This window comes from Streptomyces sp. NBC_01261, from assembly GCF_036226385.1.
In the GTDB taxonomy this organism is placed as follows: Bacteria; Actinomycetota; Actinomycetes; order Streptomycetales; family Streptomycetaceae; genus Streptomyces.
In genome coordinates this window covers 1082214-1106109 of the sequence record NZ_CP108463.1, presented here as the reverse complement: position 1 = coordinate 1106109, position 23896 = coordinate 1082214, and the positions used below count along the sequence as shown (strand labels likewise).

Annotated in this window: 16 protein-coding genes and 1 riboswitch; of the genes, 4 read left to right on the top strand and 12 right to left on the bottom strand. The window is 70.4% G+C overall.

Annotation, left to right across the window (positions count from 1 at the left end; genetic code table 11):
- Positions 1 to 60: 60 nt before the first annotated feature.
- From gndA to OG226_RS04820, 3 genes are all read right to left on the bottom strand, one after another.
- Positions 61 to 1530: an NADP-dependent phosphogluconate dehydrogenase gene (gene gndA, locus OG226_RS04830; RefSeq protein ID WP_328675346.1), complete on the bottom strand. Its 1470-nt coding sequence runs from the start codon at positions 1528 to 1530 to the stop codon at positions 61 to 63.
- A 144-nt stretch (positions 1531 to 1674) separates the two neighbouring features.
- Positions 1675 to 2217, bottom strand: coding sequence for a hypothetical protein (locus tag OG226_RS04825; RefSeq protein ID WP_329348029.1), 543 nt, complete (start codon positions 2215 to 2217; stop codon positions 1675 to 1677).
- A 54-nt stretch (positions 2218 to 2271) separates the two neighbouring features.
- Entirely contained in the window at positions 2272 to 2805 is a 534-nt protein-coding gene (locus tag OG226_RS04820) for a GtrA family protein (protein ID WP_329348027.1), read from the bottom strand.
- 190 nt (positions 2806 to 2995) lie between these two features.
- Here OG226_RS04820 and OG226_RS04815 point away from each other — a divergent pair, with 190 nt between their 5' ends.
- Positions 2996 to 3841 (top strand): endonuclease/exonuclease/phosphatase family protein, encoded by an 846-nt coding sequence (locus OG226_RS04815; RefSeq protein ID WP_329348025.1) that lies wholly within the window; start codon positions 2996 to 2998, stop codon positions 3839 to 3841.
- Position 3842: 1 nt separating this feature from the next.
- On the opposite strand, the gene OG226_RS04810 is transcribed toward OG226_RS04815, so the two are convergent.
- Both OG226_RS04810 and OG226_RS04805 read right to left on the bottom strand, forming a co-directional pair.
- The gene (locus OG226_RS04810) at positions 3843 to 4301 is read right to left on the bottom strand and encodes a hypothetical protein (protein WP_328675340.1); all 459 of its coding nucleotides are present in this window, start codon (positions 4299 to 4301) and stop codon (positions 3843 to 3845) included.
- A gap of 197 nt (positions 4302 to 4498) precedes the next feature.
- Entirely contained in the window at positions 4499 to 6073 is a 1575-nt protein-coding gene (locus tag OG226_RS04805) for a C40 family peptidase (protein WP_329348024.1), read from the bottom strand.
- A gap of 8 nt (positions 6074 to 6081) precedes the next feature.
- A riboswitch (cyclic di-AMP (ydaO/yuaA leader) is annotated at positions 6082 to 6254 on the bottom strand.
- 347 nt (positions 6255 to 6601) lie between these two features.
- Between OG226_RS04805 and OG226_RS04800 the strand changes: the two genes are divergently transcribed.
- The gene (locus tag OG226_RS04800) at positions 6602 to 8683 is read left to right on the top strand and encodes a DUF1996 domain-containing protein (protein WP_329348023.1); all 2082 of its coding nucleotides are present in this window, start codon (positions 6602 to 6604) and stop codon (positions 8681 to 8683) included.
- A 101-nt stretch (positions 8684 to 8784) separates the two neighbouring features.
- Here the strand turns inward: OG226_RS04800 and OG226_RS04795 are convergent, their stop codons facing one another.
- The 5 genes from OG226_RS04795 to OG226_RS04775 all read right to left on the bottom strand — a co-directional run bounded on the left by OG226_RS04795 (position 8785) and on the right by OG226_RS04775 (position 20827).
- Positions 8785 to 10230: a glyceraldehyde-3-phosphate dehydrogenase gene (locus OG226_RS04795; RefSeq protein WP_328675335.1), complete on the bottom strand. Its 1446-nt coding sequence runs from the start codon at positions 10228 to 10230 to the stop codon at positions 8785 to 8787.
- A gap of 168 nt (positions 10231 to 10398) precedes the next feature.
- Complete coding sequence (locus tag OG226_RS04790; protein ID WP_329348022.1) at positions 10399 to 10713, bottom strand: SCO5918 family protein; 315 nt, start codon at positions 10711 to 10713, stop codon at positions 10399 to 10401.
- A 64-nt stretch (positions 10714 to 10777) separates the two neighbouring features.
- Complete coding sequence (locus tag OG226_RS04785) at positions 10778 to 12355, bottom strand: DEAD/DEAH box helicase (protein WP_329348021.1); 1578 nt, start codon at positions 12353 to 12355, stop codon at positions 10778 to 10780.
- Between the two features lie 180 nt (positions 12356 to 12535).
- Positions 12536 to 12739, bottom strand: a complete 204-nt coding sequence (locus OG226_RS04780) for a cold-shock protein (protein ID WP_019056860.1) — start codon at positions 12737 to 12739, stop codon at positions 12536 to 12538.
- Positions 12740 to 12991: 252 nt separating this feature from the next.
- Positions 12992 to 20827 carry an SDR family NAD(P)-dependent oxidoreductase gene (locus tag OG226_RS04775; RefSeq protein WP_443066862.1) on the bottom strand — a complete coding sequence of 2612 codons (7836 nt, stop codon included), beginning with the start codon at positions 20825 to 20827 and terminating at the stop codon, positions 12992 to 12994.
- An 83-nt stretch (positions 20828 to 20910) separates the two neighbouring features.
- Here OG226_RS04775 and OG226_RS04770 point away from each other — a divergent pair, with 83 nt between their 5' ends.
- Positions 20911 to 21348: a hypothetical protein gene (locus OG226_RS04770; protein ID WP_328675331.1), complete on the top strand. Its 438-nt coding sequence runs from the start codon at positions 20911 to 20913 to the stop codon at positions 21346 to 21348.
- A 30-nt stretch (positions 21349 to 21378) separates the two neighbouring features.
- Positions 21379 to 22308: an oxygenase MpaB family protein gene (locus OG226_RS04765; RefSeq protein WP_329348019.1), complete on the top strand. Its 930-nt coding sequence runs from the start codon at positions 21379 to 21381 to the stop codon at positions 22306 to 22308.
- A 30-nt stretch (positions 22309 to 22338) separates the two neighbouring features.
- Here OG226_RS04765 and OG226_RS04760 read toward each other — a convergent pair whose 3' ends face one another.
- Entirely contained in the window at positions 22339 to 23145 is an 807-nt protein-coding gene (locus tag OG226_RS04760) for a class II aldolase/adducin family protein (protein WP_328675329.1), read from the bottom strand.
- A 144-nt stretch (positions 23146 to 23289) separates the two neighbouring features.
- Positions 23290 to 23739: an Lrp/AsnC family transcriptional regulator gene (locus tag OG226_RS04755; protein ID WP_327398979.1), complete on the bottom strand. Its 450-nt coding sequence runs from the start codon at positions 23737 to 23739 to the stop codon at positions 23290 to 23292.
- Positions 23740 to 23896 lie beyond the last annotated feature (157 nt).

Sequence of the window (23896 nt, the reverse complement as noted above, 5' to 3'; positions counted from 1 at the left end):
CACACAGAACCCCGGCCCCCCTGCCTGAGCAGGAGGGCCGGGGTGTCATGTCCGCACGGCTCAGGCCGTCGTCTCCGGGCGGCCGGGCCGGGACCAGTGCGTGTGGAAGGCACCGGTGCGGTCCGTACGGCCGTAGGTGTGCGCGCCGAAGAAGTCGCGCTGGCCCTGGAGCAGGGCCGCCGGCAGCCGGTCGGCGCGCAGCGTGTCGTAGTGCGACAGCGCGGCGGAGAACGCCGGGACCGGAATCCCGCGGCGGGCCGCCGAGGCGACCACCTCACGCCAGGGGACCTGCGCGTCGCCGATCTCCTGCGCGAAACGCTCCTCGCCCAGCAGGCTGACCAGCGCCGGGTCGGCCGTGTACGCGGCACGGATGCGGTCGAGGAAGGAGGCGCGGATGATGCAGCCGCCGCGCCAGATCCCGGCGACCGCGGCCAGGTCGATCGACCAGTCGAACTCGGTCGCCGCGTCCTGGATCATCTTCCAGCCCTGGTCGTAGGCGATGACCTTCGAGGCGTACAGCGCCTGTTCGACCTGGGCGGTGAACCGGTCGGCCTCGGTACGGCTCAGCGGGGGAGTGGTGCCGCCGGGCAGACCGCGGTAGGCGGCGCGCAGGTCGCCCTGGCTGGACGAGGCGCGCGCGAAGGTGGCCTGCGCGATCGCGGTGACCGGCGAACCCAGCTCCAGCGCGGTCTGCACGGTCCAGCGACCGGTGCCCTTCTGCCCGGCCGCGTCGGTGACGATGTCGACGAACGCCTTGCCGGTCTCCGCGTCGGTGTGGCCGAGGACCTCGGCGGTGATCTCGATCAGATACGAACCCAGCCGCCCCTCGTTCCAGCGGCGGAAGACGTCCGCGATCTCGGCCGGTGTGTAGCCGCCGACCTGGCGCAGCAGGTCGTACGCCTCGGCGATGAGCTGCATGTCGGCGTACTCGATGCCGTTGTGCACCATCTTCACGAAGTGCCCGGCGCCGTCGGTCCCGATGTGCGTGGAACAGGGCTCGCCGTCGACCTTCGCGCTGACGGACTCGAACATCGGACCCAGCACGGCGTACGACTCCGCCGAACCGCCGGGCATGATGGACGGCCCGTTCAACGCGCCCTCCTCGCCGCCGGAGACCCCGGCGCCGACGAAGTGCAGGCCCTTGTCGCGCAGGGCCGCCTCGCGGCGGCGGGTGTCGGCGAAGTGCGCGTTGCCGCCGTCGATGATCATGTCGCCGGGTTCCATGAGCGCGGCGAACTCGTCGATCACGGCGTCGGTGGCCGGACCGGCCTGCACCATGATCATCAGGCGGCGGGGCTTTTCGAGCGCGGCCACGAACTCCTGTGCCGTCTCGGCCGGGACGAAGGCGCCCTCGTCGCCGTACTCCTTCATCAACTCATGGGTGCGGTGCGGCGATCGGTTGTGGACGGCCACCGTGTAGCCGTTGCGGGCGAAGTTGCGTGCGAGGTTGCGGCCCATCACGCCGAGGCCGGTGACGCCGATCTGGGCGGTTCCGTCGGCGGCGGGGTCGTGCGGTGCGGATGCGTTCATGGGGTGCCTGTTCTCCGAGTCGGTGACGTGGCGGGTCGGCGCTGGGCGCCCATGACCGCAGGTACGTCTGTGATCGCGAAATCACTCGAAGTGCGGGCCCCCGATTCGTAATTCCTTCCGGGGCCGGGTCGTCGGACCGCGCTCTCAGCAGCCCGAACCGGTCGGGGTGAACTCCACGCGCGCGTGCTCGTCCGCGATGCGCGCCTCGTCGTAGGCGGAGCGCGTGACCTGGTACCAGACGTCGTCCTTCGCGGTGTTGCCGCCGACGTCGTCGAGGCTCACGCACCACCGCTCCGCGCGGACGATCCGGGTGTACGTCTCGGTGCCGCTGCGCACCTTCGAGCACTCCCGGGATCGCTCCGTGGTGTACCAGGTGCGGGTCTTCTTCTTGGAGCCCGATCCCGAACTGGACGTGTGCCGGACCTTCTTGGAGGCGGACGCGCACTTGGTGACGGTGTGCGGGCGCGTGCCCTTCGCCGTCTGCTTGGCGAGGTGCCGGACCGAGTCACGGAGCCCCGTCACCGTGTCGGGGGTGGGCCGGGCCTTCTGCGCGGTGCTCGAACTGCCCTGCCCGGCACCGGACACGGACCGCGTGCTGTCGTCGCTTCCGCTCCCGCCCCCGCATGCGCCGAGCGCTCCGACCAGAAGTGCTGTCAGTCCGCCCACTATCCATCGCTTGGTGAACATGCCCCCGCCCCCTGTGAAGTGGAAACGGTCAGCGTAACTGATCACCGGGCGGCGTCAGTTGGAGGCGAGCGCGAACTGCCGCTGCCGCAAGGTGCCTACGGTAGCCGGAGCTTCCAACACGCCCTGAAGGCGCTGGAGTTGCCGCGAGCCGGTCGTGGCCGCGCGGCCACTACCGGTGGCGAAGACGTACAGCCGCAGCAGCAGGAAGCGGGCGAGGCCGGCCAGCCCCGAAGCGCTGAGGTACACGAACTGCTCGGTCAGCATCCCGGGCGACGACTGCACCAGGTGCAGGACGAACATCGCGGCGCAGGTCACCCCGTAGGCCGCCGCGGCCGAGCCCGCCGACTGCCAGTGCCGACGCCATCCGGCGCGCCGGCCCGAGCCGAAGGTGAAACGTGCGTGGAGTTCCGTGCACAGGAGGGTGGAGACGACGGTGATCAGCGCATTCGCCAGCGCCCATGGCAGCCGCTCGGCCAGCAGGGCCACGGCGCCGCTGGAGAGGAGCCCGACACCGCCGCCCAGCGCCACGAACCGGGCGAAGGAGGCGAGCGGACCGGGAGCGGCCGGGGTCCGGGGCGCGTCGTCCATGGCGGTCTCCATCCGCTCCGTACGATGCGCCTCGGTGATGAGGCCGCGTAAGCTTGCTTGACTTACTCAACTATAGCGGATTGATTGAGTTACGCAAGTACACTTTCGAGGGGAGGGAACCGGGGGGACCGGGGACCCCCACGCACAGACGGCCTACGTACAATGCGGCCTGATCATGGGTGAGTCACTGGTGAGATGCGCGACGTTCAACGTGCTGCACGGCAGGCGGATCCAGCCGGACGGCTGCCCGAACCCCGCTGCCCCCGGCGACCCCTCGGCGCCCCTCGCCGAAGCCGTCGCGTCCCTGGATGCCGACGTGGTGGCGCTCCAGGAGATCGACTGCCTCCAGGAACGGTCGGGCGGCGTCGATCAGGCGGCCGTCGCCGCCGACGCGATGGACGCACACGACTGGCGATACGCGACGGCACTGCACTGCCGTTCCGTGCCCGGCCAGGGCTGGGTCCCCGACCCGACCGAGCCCGGGATGCGCGTCTACGGACCCGGGGCTCGGCAGCCCGAAGTCCCTTCGCACGGGCTGGCGTTGCTGACCCGGCTCCCGGTCCACGAATGGCGGGCCCTACGGCTCCCGGCGGCGCCCTTCGGTATGCCCTTGCGGGTCGCCGGGCAGGCCGCTCCCGTCCTGGCGCGGGATCAGCCCCGGGCCGCCCTGGCCGCCGTACTGGAGGGACCGCACGGCCCGTTCACCGTCGTGGCCGTCCATCTCTCGTTCGTGCCGGGGTGGAACATCGGGCAACTGCGCACCGTGCGCCGCTGGATCGCCGATCTGCCCCAACCCCGGGTACTGATGGGCGACTTCAACCTCTTCGGCGCCCTTCCCCGGTTCACCCTGAACGCGACCGCGCCGCGTGGCTGGCGGAGTTCGGTGCGGCGGGCGACCTTTCCGTCGCACCGGCCGCTCGTCCAGCTCGACCACATCCTGGCGACGGGGCTCGGCGCGGACGCCGTAGGGACGGCGCACGCACCGAGGACGGCGATCTCGGATCACCGGCCGTTGGTGGTGGAATTGGCGCTCTGAGTCAGTTCCAGAGGGGGTAGGTCACCGTGTGCTGGAACTTGTCCGGCCTCGCGCCGGGGTACGTCAGGGTGATCTCGGTGTACTGCCGCGCCTGCGGGTGCCGCTTCCAGGTCCGCGTGGTGTCGAGCCGGACGGTGACCGGGAACGAGTGGAACTTGCCCACCGCGCAATAGGGCTTGCAGTCGTTCACCCAGTTGACGCCCGTGGCCGTCGCGGAGTTGCCGTTCCAGGACGTCCAACGCAGCGACGCGAGGCGGCTGTTGCCGTCGCCGCAGGCGAGCATGAAGTCGGTGGGGCGCACCTGGGGATGCCACAGGCAGTCGACGAGTACGGGGTCCTGGAGCTGCCGGTGGGCGGTCGCCGGTACCGTGCTCGGGGCCGCCGACGAGGTGCCGACGGCCGGCCCGAGCAGGGCTGCGGCACACAGCGTGACGATTCCGACCATGGTGTGTTTGTACATGTCCGCTCCCGGCCGCCTCTTCGTCCTCGTCGCCCCGCACCAGCGGTGGGCCCGCCTGCCGGTGCGCGGTCGTCGTGTCTCTGTCGACGCTACGACCGTGTCCCAGGATGCACCACTCGTACGGGTCTATGACACGGTTGGCCGGGAGTGTCGCGGGGTGTGCGGTCGGGGCCGGGAAATGCCCGGCCCCGACCGGATCAGGCGGGCCGTACGGCGCCCCGGATGGCGGCGGCACCGGCGTGGAAGATCGACTCCTCGCGTATCGGCGTACCCGGGCTCGGCGCGTGGATCATGAGGCCGTTGCCGGTGTAGAGGCCGACGTGGTCGATGCTGTCGTAGAAGAAGATCAGGTCGCCGGGGCGGATGTCCGTCAGCGGGACGAGGGCGCCGGCGCCCGACTGTTCCTGGGCGGTGCGCGGGAGGAGGACGCCCGCGGCCTTCCAGGCGGCCTGGGTGAGGCTGGAGCAGTCGTACGCGTCCGGTCCGGCCGCGCCCCACAGGCAGGGCCTGCCGATCTGTGCGCGGGCGAAGGCGAGCGCGGTGGCGGTCTTGCTCTGCGTGCCCGCGTCCGGCGCGGCGGGGACGGCCGTGGTGCTGGTCATCGGGCTCATGGCCGGGGCCGGGGGGAGAAGGATCTCCGGGGCCATCGGCGGAGCCGTGGGCAGCGTGAACTCGGGGAGGACGGCCGGGGCCGAGGCGAAGGAGACCTCGGCGGCGGGGGCGATCGGCTGCCACTCCTGCCGCGGCGGGCGCCAGTCCGGTTCCGGCGTGGGGTACCAGGCGGGCTGGGCCGCGGGCTGCTCGGTGACCATGGGCATCTGCCCGGTGGACCACGCGGGCTGCTCGGTCACCACAGGGAACTGCCCGGTGGACCAGGTCTGCTGCTCGGTGACCATGGGCACCTGCCCGGTCGACCAGGCGGGCTGCTCGGCCACCATCGGGATCTGGCCGGTGGACCAGGTCGCCTCGGGGGCCGGCCAAGGCGTCTCCGGGGTCGCCCAAGGGGCACTCGCCGGGGCGGGTTCGGTACGCGGAGCGGCGATGTACGGGAGCAGCTCCAGGTCCGCGGTGAGCGGGTCGAAGGCCGGCGCCGGGGTGGCCGCGACGGCGAACTGCTGTGCCTCCACGACGGGCGTGGGCGGTACCTCGATGGCGGGCACGGGCGGCAGGTCGAGGACGGTCGCCTGCGGCATCTGAGCCATCTGCTGCATGTACGGCAGCTGAGGCGACTGGAGTGCCTGCGGCGCGGTGATCTGCGGCATCTGGAGTGACTGCGGAGCGGCGGGCGGCAGCGCGGCGATCGGTCCGGCCGTCAACTCCGCGACGGGCGCGGCGAGTTGAGGGGTGGCGGGTTCCGGTGCACCGGTCCCCGCGGTCAGTTCGGCCACGGCGCGGCTGGACTGCGCCTCAAGCGCTCGGGCGCCGCCCTCGGGCTCGGGGCGTCGCTCGGGCCGGGGTGCCGCCGAGCGGGCGGGAGTCCTGCCGGGCGGCAGTTTCGCCGGTACGGTCGGGCCCAGTTGGGCACGAGCGCGGTCGAACAACTGCCGAGTGACGGCGTCCTGGGCGGGGTCGGAAGGACGCGACGCGCTGGGACGGGGCTCGGCGCGCTTGCGCTGGCCGCCGGACATCTTGCGTGTGGCGTTGTAGTTTCCGGTGGCCGTCTCGGCCCTGTCGTAAAGGGAGTTGATCCGCCGCTGGACTTCGTCACGGCTGGGTCGGTCGTCCACGGTGGGGCCACTGCCTCCGGTGCGCGTGCGTCGTTCTGCCGGCATGGCAGACGTGCTCCTTCCGTATCGCGCCTACCGGGTTAGCTGTCGGGTTCGGGCGGCCGATCACGGAAGGATTGCCCTACGACCCTTGCCCGGACGGGCAATTGGGTCGATTCACCCCAAGTCGGTGGGTCCCCGGCTCCGGCTGTCGCGAGCGACACACCGGACTCGGCGCAAACCGTGCGGCCCGGCGCTGATCGCCGGAGTAGGTCGTACGGTCTGAGCGTCAACTTAGCCAACGTGTGTGCCTCGTGTGAAGGTTGAAGCGCGATATGTCCGATACGTTTTTGTGACCTTTACCTCGCTCGGATACTTCAGCTGCGCGCATCGAGGGCTCATGGGCCCGCCGAGCCGGGTGATCCATATGAGGTCGCTATGAATTTCTGGGACGGTTGAACACACTGGCGTCCCGCTCCGTATGGGAACGGGGGATTTCCATGCCGGGACGATCCGGGCCGACCGATACGTGTAGGAGCAACTTCCTTGGCACGCAACACGCGCAGACGCCCAACGGGCGCACGACGCGCGACGATGGCAGCAGTCGCCCTGATGCTGGGCGGCGGAGGACTGGTGGCGGCGAACGTCTACGCGTCGGCGTCCGAGGGCGGTTGGGGCGGTGACTCGTCTCAGCAAGGGTCTCCCGACGCGGCATCGAGTGGCGCGACGATCGACTGCCCGGACATCGGCACCCAGTTGACGTCCGTCCCCGACGAGGCGAAGACCGAGGTCGACGCCCAACTCGCGCTTCTGGACCAGCAGATAACCGAGGCCTATCAGAAACTGAAGGACTCGACGGAGTCCATACGCCAGGACGCCTCTTTCGCCGACAACGCGATCATGAATCCGTTGAAGGAGAAGCGGGCCGCGACCATCGGGCGGATCGACGACGCCATCGACCGCGTCGGGGATCGCCCGGAGGGTCTCGACGCGCTCGCCGGCTGCACACTGATCGCCCCCACGAACGGCGACGACAACGGCAGCGGGGGTGACCAGAGCGGCAGCGCCGACCCGACCGGCCAGGGCCAGCAGCAGGGTGACGGCCAGGGGCAGCAGGGGAACCAGCAGTCCGCGAACGGGCCGGTCGCCTCGGACTACGCGGACATCACCTCCGTGCAGCCCAACGTGAACACCCCGCAGGACCAGTCCGACGCCTCCCGCGGCACGTTCGTCACCGCGTGCGGTGTGAACGAGAACGGCCTGTTCAACTCGGACAACGTGATCGTCGCGCCCGGAGTCACCAACGGCGCCCACCACTTCCACGACTACGTCGGCAACCAGTCGAACAACGCCTTCGCGAGCGACGACGACCTGGCGAAGGCCGACACGAGTTGCGAGAACCCGGGCGACAAGTCCACTTACTACTGGCCCGTGTTGCGCCTCCAGAACGGCAAGCAGGAGCGGGACGCGGACAAGCCCGGCGGCGGCACCGAGGGCAACTCCGGTCAGATCGTGACCGCGAAGGCGGCCACGCTGACGTTCGTGGGCAACCCGAAGAGCAAGGTCGTCGCGATGCCGCGCCTCCTGCGCATCATCACCGGCGACGCCAAGGCCTTCGTCAACGGCCCGGCCAACGCCAACGCCTCCTGGAGCTGCACCGGGTTCGAGGACCGGCAGCTCAAGGACAAGTACCCGCTGTGCCCCGCGGGCAGTGACGTGGTGCGCACCTTCAAGTTCCAGAGCTGCTGGGACGGCCGCAACATCGACAGCGCCAACCACCGCACCCACGTGGCCTTCGAGGCCGCCGACGGCTCCTGCCCGACGGGCTTCGAGGCCATTCCGCAGCTGGTGCAGCGGATCGTCTACGACGTGGACGCGCCGAGCCTCCAGGACGGCGGCAGGACGAGCCCGCTGTTCGCGGTGGACTCCTTCCCCGAGCAGCAGCACAAGCCCGTCACCGACCACGGCGACTTCATCAACGTCTTCGACGAGGGCCTGATGAAGGACATGGTCAACTGCATCAACAACGGCGACAAGTGCGGCGCCGGGACGAACGACGACCCCGGGGGCTCGGGTGGCGGCTCCGGTTCGGGTGGCGGCTCCGGGAACGGTGGGGGTTCCGGTGAACCGCAGGAGTCCCCGTCGGCCACCGAATCCGCTACGGCGGCGCCGACGGCCACCGCGTCCGACGAGCCCGCCGGGAACGGCGGCAACCAGGGCAACGGCGGCAACGGCGGCAACGGCGGCAACGGTGGCAGCGCCGGGAACGGTGACAACGGCGGCAAGGGTGACCAGCCCACCGCGGACCCCGCGACCAGCGCCCCGGACACCGAGACCAACGCCCCCGAGCCCACCGACGTCCAGACCACCGAACCCGGTGACCTGACGACGGCGGTCTCGGTCCCCAAGGCGGACACGAAGACCGAAGGGTCCAAGTCGAGCGAGACGCAGGGGAGTTCGGACAACGGCTCCGGCGGTCAGGTCGGCAGCGCCGCGACGACACCGCCCGCCTCGTCCTCGGGCGGGGAGAGCTACGCCGCCGTAGGCCCCAACCAGCCGCAGGCACAGGGCGGGTTGGCGGAGACCGGCGCGAATCTGTGGCCCGCGGTGGCCGGCGCGCTGCTGCTCGTCGCCGGATTCGTGGTGCTGTACCGAGGCAAGCGCAGTACCCGCTGACACAGCGCACTCAGGCGCACGTAGGTGACAACGACGGCCCGGCCGCCCCCACTTGGGGGTGGCCGGGCCGTCACACGTTCAGCGGGCGGGGGCAGAGGGCCTCAGACAGCCGGGGCTGGATACGTGGGGTACTCGACCCCGGAGACGTGCTGGACGACCCGGACCACCTGGCAGGAGTAGCCGAACTCGTTGTCGTACCAGAGGTAGAGGATCGCGTTGTCGCCGTCGACCTTGGTGGCGCCCGCGTCGATGATCGAGGCGTGGCGCGAACCCATGAAGTCGCTCGACACCGCGTCGGGGGCGGTGGTGAAGTCGATCTGCCGCTTGAGCGGCGAGGTGAGCGAGACATCGCGGAGGTAGTCGAGGACCTCGGCGCGGGTCGTCTCGCGGCCGAGCCGGAGGCTGAGGATCGCGATCGAGACGTCCGGCACCGGGACCCGGATCGAGCTGCCGGTGATCGGCGCCTTCAGGTCGGGCAGCGCCTTGGCTACGGCGGAGGCGGCACCGGTCTCGGTGATCACCATGTTCAGCGGCGCCGAACGGCCCCGCCGGTCGGCCTTGTGGTAATTGTCCAGCAGGTTCTGGTCGTTGGTGAACGAGTGGACGGTCTCCACATGGCCGCGCAGCACGCCGTACTCGTCGGCCATCGCCTTCAGCGGCGGCACGATCGCGTTGGTCGTGCAGGAGGCGCAGGACAGGATCTGCTCGTCCGGCTTGATCGTGTCGTGGTTGACGCCGTGCACGATGTTCGGGACGTCGCCCTTGCCGGGCGCGGTCAGTACGACCTTGTCGATGCCGGGCCGCAGATGCTGCGAAAGTCCCTCCCGGTCACGCCACTTGCCCGTGTTGTCGATGAGGATGGCGTCCTTGATGCCGTACGCCGTGTAGTCGACCTCGGACGGGTCGCCCGCGTAGATCACCTTGATCTCGTTGCCGTTGGCGATGATCGTGTTGCTCGCCTCGTCGACGGTGATCGTGCCCTGGAACTGGCCGTGGATCGAGTCGCGGCGCAGCAGCGAGGCCCGCTTCACGATGTCCTGGTCGCCACCCTGTCGTACGACGATGGCGCGCAGCCGCAGACCGTTGCCCGAGCCGGCCTTCTCGATGAGCAGGCGGGCGACCAGGCGCCCGATGCGGCCGAAGCCGTAGAGGACGACGTCGCGGCCCTCGCGGCGCTCGATCTTGTTGGCGCCGGTGGCGCCGGCGACGGCCTCGGCGGTGAACTCCTCGACGGAGAGACCGCGTTCGTCGCTGCGGTGGGTCGCGGCGAGCATGCCGATGTCGATCTGCGAGGGGCCCAGGTCGAGCGCCGTGAGCGTCCGCAGGTAGGGGAGGGTCTCGACGACGGAGAGCTCCTCGCCGGCGATCTGGCGGGCGAACCGGTGGGTCTTGAGGATGCTGACCACCGACTTGTTGACCAGGGAGCGGCTGTGCAGCAGGACCGTGACGTCCCGCTCGCGGTGCAGCTTCCCGATCATCGGGATCATCGACTCCGCGATCTCCTCGCGGGTCTTCCAGTTGGTGAACGAGTCCTCGTTGACAGGCACAGATTTCTCTTTCGAGCTAGGCGGCGCTCATATGCTAACCCGCTGTTCATCTGCCCGTTCAGCAGGGGTACCGCCCGGCCCGTAGCGGGCCCGGACAGCCGAGAGGGCCCTGCCGACGCGCGTCGGCAGGGCCCTCTCGGCTGTACTGGTGTCGCTTCTACACGGTCCCTACACGTCCTGGGCCGCGCCGCTGCCCAGCAGCGCCGACGCGTTCTCCAGCGGAGTGAGGGCGTGCACGGGCACGACCTCCGGCAGTCCGTGGCAGGTGAAGCCGAGCCGGGTCATGGCCCGGACGACCTCGCCGCTGTTGAAGTCACGGGGGTCCTGCCGGGTGATGACCTGCCCCACCTGCTTGACGGGGTAGCGGCGCCGCCCGATGGTCACGGACTCACCCGTGATCAGCTCGGGCTTGATGCCCTTCATCGTCTCCAGGACACCCATCTTGGTGAGGTCGAAGGGATACCGGGCGATGACACAGCGCATGTTGCCTCACAGAGAGAAGGAGGATCGGGGGCCGAACGGGCGCCCGAAGGCGCCGAGTTGGTCCTCAGGCCGCAGGGCCGAAGGACGAGCGTCGCTGCCCCCGGCTGCTGCTTCCGCCGGCACTGCCGCCGCTGCCGCCACGCCGAGCCGCACCACCGGCGGACCGGCCTTCGCCGGCCGCGGCCGGACGGCCACGACGGCCCCGGGACGACGAGGAGGACGGGCTACGACGGGTGCGCTCGCGCTCCACGACCGGGGCCTGGATGACGACCGGGACGCCGGACGGGGCCTGGGCGCCCGTGATCCGGGTCAGCTCCTCCTCGCCCGACCGCACCGAGGTGACCTCGGCGGTGACGCCGGCCATGGTCATCAGGCGGGTGAAGTCACGGCGCTGGTCGGGGGTGACCAGGGTCACGACACTGCCGGACTCGCCCGCACGGGCCGTACGGCCGCCGCGGTGCAGGTAGTCCTTGGGGTCGGTGGGCGGGTCGACGTTGACGACCAGGTCGAGGTTGTCGACATGGATGCCGCGCGCCGCGACGTTGGTCGCCACCAGCGCCGTCACATGCCCGTCCTTGAACTGGGCGAGCGTGCGGGTGCGCTGCGGCTGGGACTTGCCGCCGTGCAGACCGGCCGCGCGGACGCCGCTGTTCAGCAGGTGCTTCACCAGCCGGTCCACCGCGTGCTTGGTGTCCAGGAACATGATGACCCGGCCCTCGCGCGCCGCGATCTCGGTGGTCGCGCGCTGCTTGTCCGTGCCGTGCACGTGCAGGACGTGGTGCTCCATCGTCGTGACCGCGCCCGCGGAGGGGTCGACGGAGTGGACGACGGGGTCGGTCAGGTAGCGGCGGACCAGCAGGTCCACGTTGCGGTCCAGGGTGGCCGAGAACAGCATCCGCTGGCCGCCCGTCTGCACCTGGTCGAGCAGCGCGGTGACCTGCGGCATGAAGCCCATGTCGGCCATCTGGTCGGCCTCGTCGAGGACGGTGATGGTCACGCTGTCCAGGCGGCAGTCGCCGCGCTCGATGAGGTCCTTGAGGCGTCCCGGCGTGGCGACGACGACCTCCGCGCCACCGCGGAGCGCCCCGGCCTGGCGGCCGATCGACATACCGCCGACGACGGTGGTCATCCGCACGCTGACGGCGCGGGCGTACGGGGTGAGCGCGTCGGTCACCTGCTGGGCCAGCTCGCGGGTCGGGACGAGGACCAGCGCGAGCGGCTGACGCGGCTCCGCGCGGCGGCCCGCCGTACGGGCCAGCATCGCGAGGCCGAAGGCGAGGGTCTTGCCGGAGCCGGTGCGGCCGCGGCCGAGCACGTCACGGCCGGCGAGGGAGTTGGGGAGCGTCGTCGCCTGGATCGGGAACGGGACGGTGACGCCCTCGTGGCCGAGCGCGGCCAACAGCTTGGCGGGCATGTCGAGTTCGGCGAACGACTCCACGGCGGGAAGGCCGGGGGTCACCGTCTTCGGCAGCGCGAACTCGCCCTGGAGGGCGACCGGTCGGCCACCGCCGCCCTTGGAGCGGCGCGGCGCGCTGGAGCGGTTGCCGGACGGGGCCGCCGAGCGGTAGCCGCCGCTCTTTGCGGATTCCGGATTTCCATTACGCTTTCGCGAGAAGCGGTCATTCGTACGTGCGCGGTTCAAAATGTGGAACCTTCCTTGATATGGCACGTATCAAGGAATTCCCGCGGTGAATGAACGGCGCAGAGAATCGCAAGAACGAGCCGGTGGCTTCGGCGGAATAGCGCCGAAAGCATGGAAAATGCAGCGAGCTGGGGCCCGCACCCCAAGGTGCGGGCCCCAGCTGCGAAGTAAACGTCGTCGTTACGCAGGAACGATGTTCTCGGCCGTCGGGCCCTTCTGGCCCTGCGCGATGTCGAAGGTCACCTTCTGACCCTCCTGCAGCTCGCGGAAGCCCTGGGCGGCGATGTTCGAGTAGTGGGCGAAGACGTCAGCGCCGCCACCATCCTGCTCGATGAAGCCGAAACCCTTTTCCGCGTTGAACCACTTCACGGTGCCACTGGCCATTTTGTTCTCCTTCGGGGCGGTCAGCGGAGCCCGCAGTGTGCGGACTCCGTGTCGCCGTGATGATCACCCCGCCGGAAAGAAACCGGACACACAAAAAAATGCTCCACCGTCCCGGAGGGCGGTGTGGGCATCTGAAGGGTTTGGCAACCACAACTGCAACTGAGATCAATAGTAGCACGGCGCGATCGGCCATGTGCGGACGTTAATTTCATTTCTCATGTCGCCGACGTAGATATTGGGTTTCGTGCCGGACTACGCCAGCGCCTCGATCCAGTCACGGACCACCTTGGCCGTCGTCGCGGCGTCCCCCTCCAGAACGCTGAGATGCGTGCCGGCGGTGTCCGCCGTGTCCCGCACGCCCGGCCAGGACGAACGCCACTCCCGAGGCATGTCCGCCAGCGGCTCGGAGGCGCGCACCAGCAGGGTGGGCACCTCCGTGTGCTCCGGCTGCCAGCCCCGGAACATCCGGGTGTACGCGCCCAGCGACAGCAGCGTCAGATCATCCACCATCGTGTCGAAGCTCTCGCCGGCCATCAGCGGAATCCGCGCGGGCAGGGACAACAGCCACGGCTCGGCCTCCCGGTCCGGGGTGACGTGGTACGAGTCGATCAGCACGAGCCCGGCCGGGGGAGCACCGAGGTCCGTCAGCCGGGTGGCGAGCGCGTGGGCGGCCGTACCGCCCATGGAATGACCGACCAACACGTAACGCCGGTCGCCGAGTTGATGCCGTACGGCCGTGGCGTGCGTCTCGGTCAGCGACTCCAGGTCCCGGGCCACCGCGTCTCCGTCGTCGACGCCGGAGTGCCGCACCTCGAAGACGTCCCGCTCGCCCTCGAAACAAGGGGCGAGCCCCGCGTACCAGGGGCGACCCAGATTGCTGGCGAAGCCGGGAACACAGACGAGGGCGGGACCCCGGGTACCGGCGGCCAGCCGCAACGGCGGCAGCGCGTGCCGGGCTGCCTCCTCGGGCCCGAAGACAGGCGCACCGATGGACGCGGTCACCAGCAGATGCATGGCAGATACGACGTCACCGGTCTCGCAGACCTTCCGGTACAGGGCGGGCAGCGACCGCCCGGCGCCGCGCCCGCGCTGACCTGGCCCTACCGGCGACGGGACGGTCGCGGCGGAGACCTCGTCTGACAGGTCGACGTGCAGTTCGCCGTACAGGTGCTCGGCGAGCTGTTCCGTGTCCGGCCAGTCGTAGGCCACGGTGACCGCGAGAGGCGTCCCGGTCAGCAGGCTCAACCGGTTGCAGAGCATGACCCGCATCAAGGAGTCGAGGCCCAGTTCCGAGAAGTCCCGGTCGACCGCGTCGGCGTCCGTGTGCCCGAGTACACCGGCGACCTCGGTACGGATCAGCGCCCGCAGCGCGGGCAGCCGCTCGGGCACGGGCAGTGCCACGAGCCGATCCCGCCAGGACCCGGCGGCACCGTCCGCCCGGAGGCCGGCGGAGGCCGACTGTCGGTCCGCGCGCAACAGCCCGCGCAGGGGCGGCGGGACGACGGTCCCGGCCGGGACCGCCTTCGGTGAGCGGTCCAACGGCAGTGGCGCGAGGACCGGTTCACCGCTGCCGAGCGCGGCGTCGAAGAGCGCGAACGCCTGCTCGGGGGAGACCGCGCGCACCGGCCCGCCGTGAACCCGGCCGCTGCGGGCCGCCATGCCCTCCTCGTCCTCCCACGCACCCCAGGTCAACGACAGTGCGGGCAGGCCGAGTTCAGCGCGATGGCGGGCGAGCGCGTCCAGGAAGGAGTTCGCCGCTGTGTAGTTGGCCTGACCGGGATTGCCCAACAGACCGGCGGCCGACGAGAACAACACGAACCGCGCCAGGGGCAGTTCCTTCGTCAACTCGTGCAACTGCCAAGCTGCCTCCGCCTTCGGCCGCATCACGACCGCCAGTCGCTCAGGAGTCATCGAGGCCAATACGCCGTCGTCAAGGACCCCGGCCGCGTGTACTACGGCGGTCAGGTCGGGCCCGAACGTCGCGACTACGGCGGCGAGTTGGTCGCGCTCGCCGATGTCGCAGGCCACCAAGTCCACCTGTGCGCCCGCCTGCTGTAGATCGTCTTGCAACTCCAGCGCGCCCGGTGCCTGTTCACCACGCCGACTGAGGAGTACGAGCCGCCGAACTCCATGCCGGTCGACCAAGTGCCGGGCCAGCATCGCCCCCAGGGACCCGGTACCACCGGTGATGAGAACAGTGCCCCCGCCGACGGAGCCGTCGGTCGCCGAACCGGACGCGGTCGCCAGTCGCGGGACGCTCAACATGCCCTCACGGACGGCGATCTGGGGCTCCCCGGTGGCGAGGGCGGCGGACACCTGTCGTAGTGACTCGGGGCGGCCGTCGACGTCCACGAGGGTGAGGCGACCGGGGTACTCGGACTGGGCGGTCCGCAACAGGCCCCAGACCGTGGCGGCGGCCAGGTCGGGGGAGGCCGCGGAGGCACCGCGCGTGACCACGGCCAGTCGTCCGGTACCGGCGAGATGTGTTTGCAGCAACTCCAGCGCCCGTACGGTCAGTTCCTGCGCCGCGGCAACCGGATCAGTGTTCGCGTCGCCGGGCGCGGACAGGGACGCCACGACCAACTCCGGTGTTTCCGCGGACCAGGACGACTCGTCGTCGGCGGAGGCGAGGAACGCGGCCAGGTTCAGGTCGTCCGTCTCCGACATCGCTACGGCGGGTACCTCGCCGGCGGTCGGAACGCCTGTCCAGCGCAGCCGGTACAGCTCCCTGGCCGGGGTGGGACCCAGCTCCGGTGCCGGTCGGGTCGTCATCGACTCCAGGCGGGCGACGGGTGCGCCCGTGGGCGTGGCGAGGTCGAGGGTGATCGAGTCCGGGCCGGTCGTCGTCATACGGACGCGCAGGGCCGTCGCACCCGTGGCGTGCAGGGTCAACCCCCGCCAGGCGAAGGGCAGTCGGGGCGCGCCGGTCGGCGGTTCGGCGAGCAGTCCGGGGTGCAGGGCGGCGTCCAGCAGGGCCGGGTGGAGCATGTGGTGCCGGGCGTCAGCGACCGGCAACGGGCCGACCTCGGCGAACAGTTCCTCGTCGCGCCGCCACAGCGCTGTGACGCCTTGGAATGCTGGACCGTAGGCCAGCCCGGCCTCGGCCACTCGCGCGTAGGCACCGGAGAGATCCACCCGCGTAGTACCGGGAGGCGGCCACTCCGTGAGGGCGAGCGCGCCGTCCAGGACGCCGGGAACAGCGGGGCCGAGTCGACCGGTCGCGTGCTGCGTCCAGGCGCCGAGCGCGCCGGATTCCTCGGGCCGCGCGTAGACGTCCGCGCTGCGGCGCCCGGAGTCGTCCGGCTCGCCCAGGACCACTTGGAGTTGGATGCCGGCTTCGTCGTCCTCGGGAAGGAACAGCGGTTTGAGCAGGGCGAGTTCCTCCAGTACGGCGAGACCGCACAGGTCGCCCGCGTGCAGCACGAGGTCGGCGAACGCGGCGCCGGGCACGAGGGTGTGCCCGCCCACGACGTGATCGCGCAGCCACGGCTGGGCCGCGCCGGACAACCGGCCCGTGCACAGCAGGCGTTCGGTCCCCGGCACCGTGACCGTCTGCGTGAGCAGCGGGTGCCTGGAACCGGCGCTCGCGTCGGCGCCGGTGTCGGACAGCCAGTAGCGCTGCCGCTGGAAGGGATAGGTCGGCAGGCCGTCGACCCGCCGGGCGCCGCTGTCCGCGTACACCCGGTGCCAGTCCAACCGCACGCCGTGGACGTGGAGTTGGCCGAGCGCGTCGAACAGCGTCCGCGGCTCGGCGCCGTCCCGGCGGGCAGCCGGGATGAAGAGGAGTTCCTTGCCGGTCCCCGCCAGGCTCGCCGCGGCCTGGGCCGTGAGCTGGGCGTCCGGGCCGATCTCGGCGAACGCGGTCACCCGGCCGTCGTGCGCCAGCCAGTCCACGGCGTCACCGAACCGCACGGCCTCACGGGCATGCCGTACCCAGTACTCGGCCGACCGCAGCTCGTCCCCGATGGCCGGCAGACCGGTCAGGCCCGACATCACCGGGATGGTCGGGGAGTGATACGTCAACTCGCCTGCCTGCCGACCGAATTCGGCGAGCATCGGCTCCATGAGAGGGGAGTGGAAGGCGTGGCTGACCCGTAGCCGGACGGTACGACGGCCGCGCACGGCGAACCGCTCCGCGAGCGCGAGGACCGGCTCTTCCATGCCGGAGACGACGACCGCGCGGGGGCCGTTCACGGCCGCGATCGCGACCCCGTCGGTCAGCTCGGACGTCGCCTCCGCCTCGGTGGCGTCGAGCGCCACCATGGCACCGCCCTCCGGCAGCTCCCGCATCAACCTTCCACGCGCAGCGACCAGTTCGATGGCGTCCGCCTCGGACAGCACGCCCGCGCAGTGGGCCGCCGCCAACTCGCCGACCGAGTGTCCGGCGAGGAACTCCGGTCGTACGTCCCAGGATTCGAGCAGTCGGAAGACGGACACCTCGAAGGTGAAGAGAGCGGCCTGGGTGAAGTCCGTTCGGTTCAGCAGCGCGCCAGCGTCCGCGTCCCAGAGGACGGAGCGCAGCGGACGTTCCAGGTGGGCGTCGAAGCGCGCGCACAAGGCGTCGAAGGTGGTCGCGAACACCGCGAAGGTGTCGTACAACTCCCCTCCCATGCCTGTCCGTTGGGCTCCCTGGCCGGTGAAGAGCACGGCCAGGCGGGCGGAGGGGGTGGTGGCGTAGGAAGGGGCTGACGTCGTCAGGGCGTCGAGGGCGGTCAGTGTCGTCGTGCGGTCGTCGGTGGTGACCGTGGCTCGGTGGGGGAGTGTGGCTCGGGTGGTGGCGAGTGTGAACGCCAGGTCCGGCAAGGGGAGTTCGGGGTGGGCGCGGAGGAAGTCGGCCGTGCGTGCGGCCTGTTCGCGCAGAGCTGCCGGGCTCGCGGCGGAGAGCAGCAGCGGGGGTGTGACGGGGCGGCGAAGGGGCGGTTCGTCGACTACGGCTGCCTCGGGCTCCTCCAGGATCACGTGCGCGTTGGTCCCGCCGATACCGAAGGCCGACACCGCCGCGCGGCGCGGGCGGCCGGGCTGGGGGAGCCACTCCTCGTCCTGGGACAGCAGCCGTACGGTGCCCGGCGACCAGTCCACGTGCGGCGACGGTTCATCGGCGTGGAGGGTGCGGGGGAGTCGGTCGTGGTGCATGGCCAGCACGGTCTTGATGACGCCGCCGACACCGGCCGCGGCCTGGGTGTGGCCGAGGTTGGACTTCAACGAGCCCAGCCACAGCGGGCGTTGGGCGGTGTGGTCCTGGCCGTAGGTCGCGAGGAGCGCGTGTGCCTCGATCGGGTCGCCGAGCGCGGTGCCCGTGCCGTGGGCCTCCACGGTGTCGATGTCGGCCGGGGTCAGTCCCGCGTCGGCCAGCGCCGAGCGGATCACCCGTTGCTGGGCAGGGCCGTTGGGCGCGGTGAGCCCGTTGGACGCGCCGTCCGAGTTGACGGCCGAGCCGCGTAGTACGGCGAGTACGGGGTGGCCGTTGCGCCGTGCGTCGGAGAGCCGTTCCAGCAGGACCAGGCCGACGCCCTCGCCCCAGGCGGTGCCGTCGGCCGCCGCCGAGAAGGGCTTGCAGCGACCGTCCGGGGCCAGTCCGCGCAGTCTGCTGAACGCGATGAACGGGCCGGGCGAGGCCATCATCGTGACCCCGCCGGCGACGGCGAGCGAGCACTCGCCGTCGCGCAGGGACCGTACCGCCGTATGCATCGCGACGAGCGACGACGAGCACGCGGTGTCCACGGTCACGGCGGGCCCGCGCAACCCCAGTGTGTAGGCGATGCGGCCGGAGGCCACGCTGCCCGCCGAACCGAGGGCGAGATGCGCCTCCAACTCGTGCCCGCCGCGGTGCAGTAGGCGGCTCGCGTAGGTGGCGTGCATGACGCCGACGAAGACGCCGGTGTCGCTGTCGCGCAGACCGGCGGGGTCCATGCCCGCCCGCTCCAGCAACTCCCAGCCGGTCTCCAGGAGGAGTCGCTGCTGAGGGTCGGTGGCGAGGGCCTCGCGGGGCGACATGCTGAAGAAGGCCGCGTCGAAGTCGGCCGCACGGTCCAGGAATCCGCCCCGGCGGGTGACGGACTTGCCGAGATGGTCGGGGTCCGGGTCGTACAGGTCGGCCACGTTCCAGCCGCGGTCGGCGGGGAAGTCGGAGGTCGCGTCGGTACCGTCGGCGACCAACTGCCATAGGTCCTCCGGGGATTCCACTCCGCCCGGATAGCGGCAGGCCATGGCCACGATGGCGATCGGTTCCCCGGGTTCGGCGTTGTAGCTGTCTCCGGTTGTATGTGCGGGGCTGTCGCCGTGCAGCGCGTCGCGCACCAGCGTCGCCACGGCGGTCGGCGTGGGGTGGTCGAACACCAGCGTCGCGGGCAGGGCCAGACCGGTCGCCGTGCCGAGCCGGTCACGCAGCAGGACAGCGCCGAGCGAGGTCAATCCCTGTTCGTTGAAAGGTACTTCGGAGTCCAGTTCGCGCACGGGTACGTCGAGAGTCCGTGCCGTCACTTCGAGAACCAGGTCGAGTACGGCGTCGGACGCGGCGGCAAGTCGCTCGCGCAGCGCTGCCGAGGCGGTCGTACGCTCCGCCGCGAGGCGCTCAGGCAACTGCTCGGCGAGCACGGCCCGGGCGATCTTGCCGGACGCGGTACGGGGGAGGGACGCGGTCGGATAGATCTCGTCCGGCACCTTGAACCCGGACAGTCGTTCCCGGCAGGCGGCGAGGGCCAGCGCCGTGTCGACCCCGTCCGGGCCGGGCACGACGAACGCCACCGGCACCTCGCCCAGCACGTCGTGCCGTCGGCCGACCACAGCTGCGTCGGCGATATCGGGGCGGGCCAGCAACACCCGCTCCACTTCGGAGGGGTTGATGTTCACACCGCCCCGGATGATCAACTCCTTGACACGGCCGGTGACATGGAGCTGGGCCGTCGCGTTGCGCCTGCCGAGGTCCCCGGTGCGGTACCAGCCGTCGGTGAACGCCTCGGCGGTCGCGTCCGGACGATTGTGATAGCCCGTCATCAGCCCAGGGCCACGCACCCAGATCTCACCCTCGTCCCCTTCGCCGGCCTCGGCACCGGTGGACGGATCGGTGATCCGGACGTCCAGCACCAGCAGCGGGAAACCACGCGAGGGGTCGTCGCGGGAGTCGTCGAGTCGCTCGATCGCGATCTTCCCGCAGGTCTCCGTGGAGCCGTAGCCGTCCAACAGGGGTGAGCCCAGGGCCAGTTCGACCTCGGCTCGCAACTCGGGGGAACAGGGCGCGCCTCCGCTGACACACACGCGCAGGGAGGGCGGCACCGGACGCGCGGTCTCCCGTAGCGACTCCAGCAGGAGGCGGTAGGTCGCGGGCACGCCGCCCAGGATCGTGAACTGGTCGGCGGTGAGCGCCTCGGCGAGGTTCGCGCCCGGCGCGAGGACGCGCGCGGTCGCACCGACCGAGAGGACGCCCAGCAGGCACACGGAGTGGCCGAGGGCGTGGAACATCGGCAACGGCCAGAGCAGTAGGTCCTGTTGCTCCAGGCCGAACGCCGGGACGTAGGCCGCCGTCACCGACCACAGTCCCGAACGCTGCGTGGAGACAACGCCCTTGCTCTGCCCGGTGGTGCCCGAGGTGTAGTGGATCCAGGCCGGCTCGTCGAGATCGAGGTCGTCACGGGGTGCCGTACCCGAATCCGTACAGGCAAGACTCTCGAAGGCGATCGTGCCCTCGGTCGGGTCGTCCTGCCCGACGACGATCACCCTTTGTACGGAGGCGAGTTGGGCGGTTGGTCCCTCACTCACCATCGCCACGGCGCCACTGTCGTCGAGGAAGTACGCCAACTCCTCTTCCGAAGCGGCTGGGTTGAGGAGAACGCCGATCGCCCCGGCGCGCAGCACCCCGAGCCAGGTCTCCACCAGTTCCACCCGGTTGCCCAGATGGATCGCGACCCGGTCCCCGCGCCGCACCCCGAGCCGCACCAGATGTCCCGCCACCCGGGCGGTGCGCTGTTCCAACTCCCGGTAGGTGACGGCACGTCGGTCGTCCCGGTATGCGATCTTCTCGCCGATCCGAGTCGCGTGCTCCCGCAGAATGTCCGGCAGTGTACGCACCGACTCGCCCCCGTAAATTCCCATTCCCACCCTTTCGTTCCCCCCATTGCGAGCGGTCACCGTACGACAGTCGCCGTCGGACGGCGGCATAGGGCACGCTCTACGGCATGGTGATGTGCGATTACTTCTCGGCCGCGAGTGACGAGGCTGCCGTCGGTGTCCTCGACGCACCGGGCGGGCCCGATCCGTCGGTGTTCGACGTGCTGTCCCTCAAGGGCATCGACCCGGTGGTCGTGATGGCGCGGCTCGAAGGCATCCTCACCGACTGCACCTACGACGAGGCGCGCGCCCGCCCCCGCTCCGGGCAACTGCTCTCGGACCCCGAGGCCGAGGCGGCCTTCGTCATCAGCGTCTCCGACACCCTCCGGGACGCCCTGGCCACGGCGTCCGATAAGCGGCTTGACCTGGCGGCAGAGCCGTTCGCGGCTGTCGAAGAACTGGGATTCACGCCCACCAAGACGGCGGAACTGCTCCATCGGTTGTCCGGCCTGGCCAGGAGAGCCGCAGCGGAGAACCGGCGGCTGTACTGCTGGTGGGCCCTGTAAGAACCACAACTCGGCAGTCAGGAGCTCCACTTGACCACCCCCGGCGATCCGTCGACACCCGAGCCGCTCGGTCCGTCGTCTCTGATCTGGCGGTACTTCAGCGACTGGCGGGGCATGCTGATCGGCCTCTGGGCCGGGTCGATGCAGAACATGCACCCGGCCCTCGGCGCCGGAGTCGAGGAACACTCGGAGTTCTTCGAGGAGCGCTGGGAGCGTCTGCTCCGCTCGCTCTACCCGATCGCCGGAGTGATCTACGACGGCCCGGACGCGGCCCGTATCGCCCGCGAGGTCCGCGACTATCACGTCGGCGTCAAGGGAGTTGACCGCCAGGGGCGGCGCTATCACGCCCTCGACCCGGACACGTTCTTCTGGGCGCACGCGACCTTCGTCATGGTCCCGGTGCTGATGTGCCAGTACTTCGGCCGGCCGCTGACGGAGGAACAGAAGGAGCAGCTCTACGCGGAGAGCCTTCAGTGGTACCGGCTCTACGGGGTCAGCGACCGGGCCGCTCCCGCCAACTGGGCAGGATTCACCGCCTACTTCGAGCGCATGTGTGCCGACACCCTGGAGGACAACTGGGCGGCGCGCGCCGTGCTCGACATCGGGCGTATCGGTAAGCCGCCTTTTCTGAAGTGGCTGCCGGACGTGGTGTGGAGGGTGATCCGGGGTCCCTTGACCCGGCCCTTCGTCTGGAGCACCGTCGGGATGTATCCGCCCGCGGTGCGCGCCAAGTTGGGCTGTCGCTGGTCGCGTCGGAGCGCGGTCGGTCTGTGGCTGGTGGGCCGTACCGTCGCGCTCGGCTGGCACCTCGTGCCGTTCGAGCGGCGCTACCACCCGCGGGCCCGGGCAGCCTGGCGGCGGGCGCGCGGTCTCGCCGTAGGGCCGGTCGAGACGCCGCGGCGGAATCTGCCTCCGGTGGAGCGCAGGGGTGACGGCAAGCACTACGCGCCCGACGTGTAGCCGTCGGCGGGTGGTTGTGCTCGGGCGTTCTCAGCCCAGGACGTCGGGCTCTTCCTCCACCACGAGGTCGGCCAGGAGGTTGAAGTTGTGGCGGGCCATGTTGGCGTTGCTGAACTGCCGGTGGGCCAGGGTGACTTCCTCCTCGGTCATGACGCGGGGCTTGCCCGCGGCGTCGGCGAGGAGCTGCATCTGGCAGGCGCGGTCCATGGTGATGAACCACCACGCGGCCTCCTCGACGGACCGCCCGACCGTCAGCAGACCGTGGTGGCGGAGGATGGCGGCCCGTCGATCGCCGAGCCGCACGGCGATCCGCTCGCCCTCGGTCGACTCCAGCACCAGGCCCTTGTACTCGTCGAACAGCACGTGGTCGTCGTGGAAGGCGCAGGATTCCTGCACGATCGGGTCCAGGAGCTTGTCGAGTGACGCGAAGGCCCTGCCGTGGATGGTGTGGGCGTGCGCAACCGCCACGACGTCCGGGCGGGCCCGGTGGATGGAGGAGTGGATCCAGAAGGCCGCCTTGTTGGTCCGGCGTTCGCCCTCGATGACCCGGCCCTCCTCGTCGATGAGGAGCAGATCGCTGACGCGGATCTTGGAGAAGTGCACCGCGTACGGGTTGACCCAGAACCTGTCGGGGAACTCCGGGTCCCGCGCGGTGATGTGTCCGGCGATGCCCTCGTCGAAGCCGTAGCGGGCGAAGATCCGGAAGGCCGCCGCCAACTGCCGCTTGCGGTGGGCGCGTTCGGCCTCTGTGGTCTCGCGGCTCTCTGCCAGCCGAGGAATGTCCAGTTCCTCGGTGTTCTCGAAGTCGATGTCGTTGCTGCCGGTGGTGAGGGACATCGGTGCGTCCTTTCCGGTGCGCGGCTCAGCGTGCGCGGGTCACGGGGCACGGGGAATTTCTTTCAGGCTGCAACCATCTCCTGTCTTGTGTCAACCTCACAGGCAAGAAATATTGCCTCCTGGGTATGTCGCCCGTCCGCCGTCTCAGTCACCCCTGCGCCACGCGCCCAGCACCATGAGCGTCTTCGTGCCGATCACGGCGCCGGTGCGCCGGAGCCGGTCGATGACGTCTCTCAGGTGCTGCACGTTGGTCACCCGGACGCGGACCAGGGCGTCGGGGTCGCCCGCGACGGTGAAGACCTCCAGGGCCTCCGGGACGCTGGTGGCGGCCATCGTGATCGCCTCGACCTTGACGTCGCCGGCGAACCGCAGCTCGACGAACGCCTCGAAACCGGAGCCCAGCTTGCCGTGGTCGAGGGTGACCGTGTAGCCGGCGATGACTCCGACCCGCTCCAGTCGGTCGACCCGGCGTTTGACCGCCGACGGGGACAGGCTGACCCGTTCCGCGATCTCCGTCATCGTCCGGCGGCCGTCCTCGACCAGCAGCTCCAGAATCGCGCGGTCGACGCTGTCGATGAGTGCCGTGTCGGTCATGCGGGGCTCCTCCTCTTCTTCGCGGCGCCCGTTTTTTGCGGGCGATCTAGATCTCGCTCGACTTTTTTGCATCGCCTGCAAGATACCCGCAACTTAATTGCCACCGCCTGTGTTCCGCCGGTCCACTGACAACGCCTGCAACTGGTCGGCGACCGCC

Excerpts from the sequence above, each read along its gene's own strand:
- gndA (WP_328675346.1), bottom strand. The coding sequence starts at position 1,530 with ATGAACGCATCCGCACCGCACGACCCCGCCGCCGACGGAACCGCCCAG.
- OG226_RS04825 (WP_329348029.1), bottom strand. The coding sequence starts at position 2,217 with ATGTTCACCAAGCGATGGATAGTGGGCGGACTGACAGCACTTCTGGTC.
- OG226_RS04820 (WP_329348027.1), bottom strand. The coding sequence starts at position 2,805 with ATGGACGACGCGCCCCGGACCCCGGCCGCTCCCGGTCCGCTCGCCTCC.
- OG226_RS04810 (WP_328675340.1), bottom strand. The coding sequence starts at position 4,301 with ATGTACAAACACACCATGGTCGGAATCGTCACGCTGTGTGCCGCAGCC.
- OG226_RS04805 (WP_329348024.1), bottom strand. The coding sequence starts at position 6,073 with ATGCCGGCAGAACGACGCACGCGCACCGGAGGCAGTGGCCCCACCGTG.
- OG226_RS04800 (WP_329348023.1), top strand. The coding sequence starts at position 6,602 with ATGGCAGCAGTCGCCCTGATGCTGGGCGGCGGAGGACTGGTGGCGGCG.
- OG226_RS04790 (WP_329348022.1), bottom strand. The coding sequence starts at position 10,713 with ATGCGCTGTGTCATCGCCCGGTATCCCTTCGACCTCACCAAGATGGGT.
- OG226_RS04780 (WP_019056860.1), bottom strand. The coding sequence starts at position 12,739 with ATGGCCAGTGGCACCGTGAAGTGGTTCAACGCGGAAAAGGGTTTCGGC.
- OG226_RS04775 (WP_443066862.1), bottom strand. The coding sequence starts at position 20,827 with ATGGGAATTTACGGGGGCGAGTCGGTGCGTACACTGCCGGACATTCTG.
- OG226_RS04770 (WP_328675331.1), top strand. The coding sequence starts at position 20,911 with ATGGTGATGTGCGATTACTTCTCGGCCGCGAGTGACGAGGCTGCCGTC.
- OG226_RS04760 (WP_328675329.1), bottom strand. The coding sequence starts at position 23,145 with ATGTCCCTCACCACCGGCAGCAACGACATCGACTTCGAGAACACCGAG.
- OG226_RS04755 (WP_327398979.1), bottom strand. The coding sequence starts at position 23,739 with ATGACCGACACGGCACTCATCGACAGCGTCGACCGCGCGATTCTGGAG.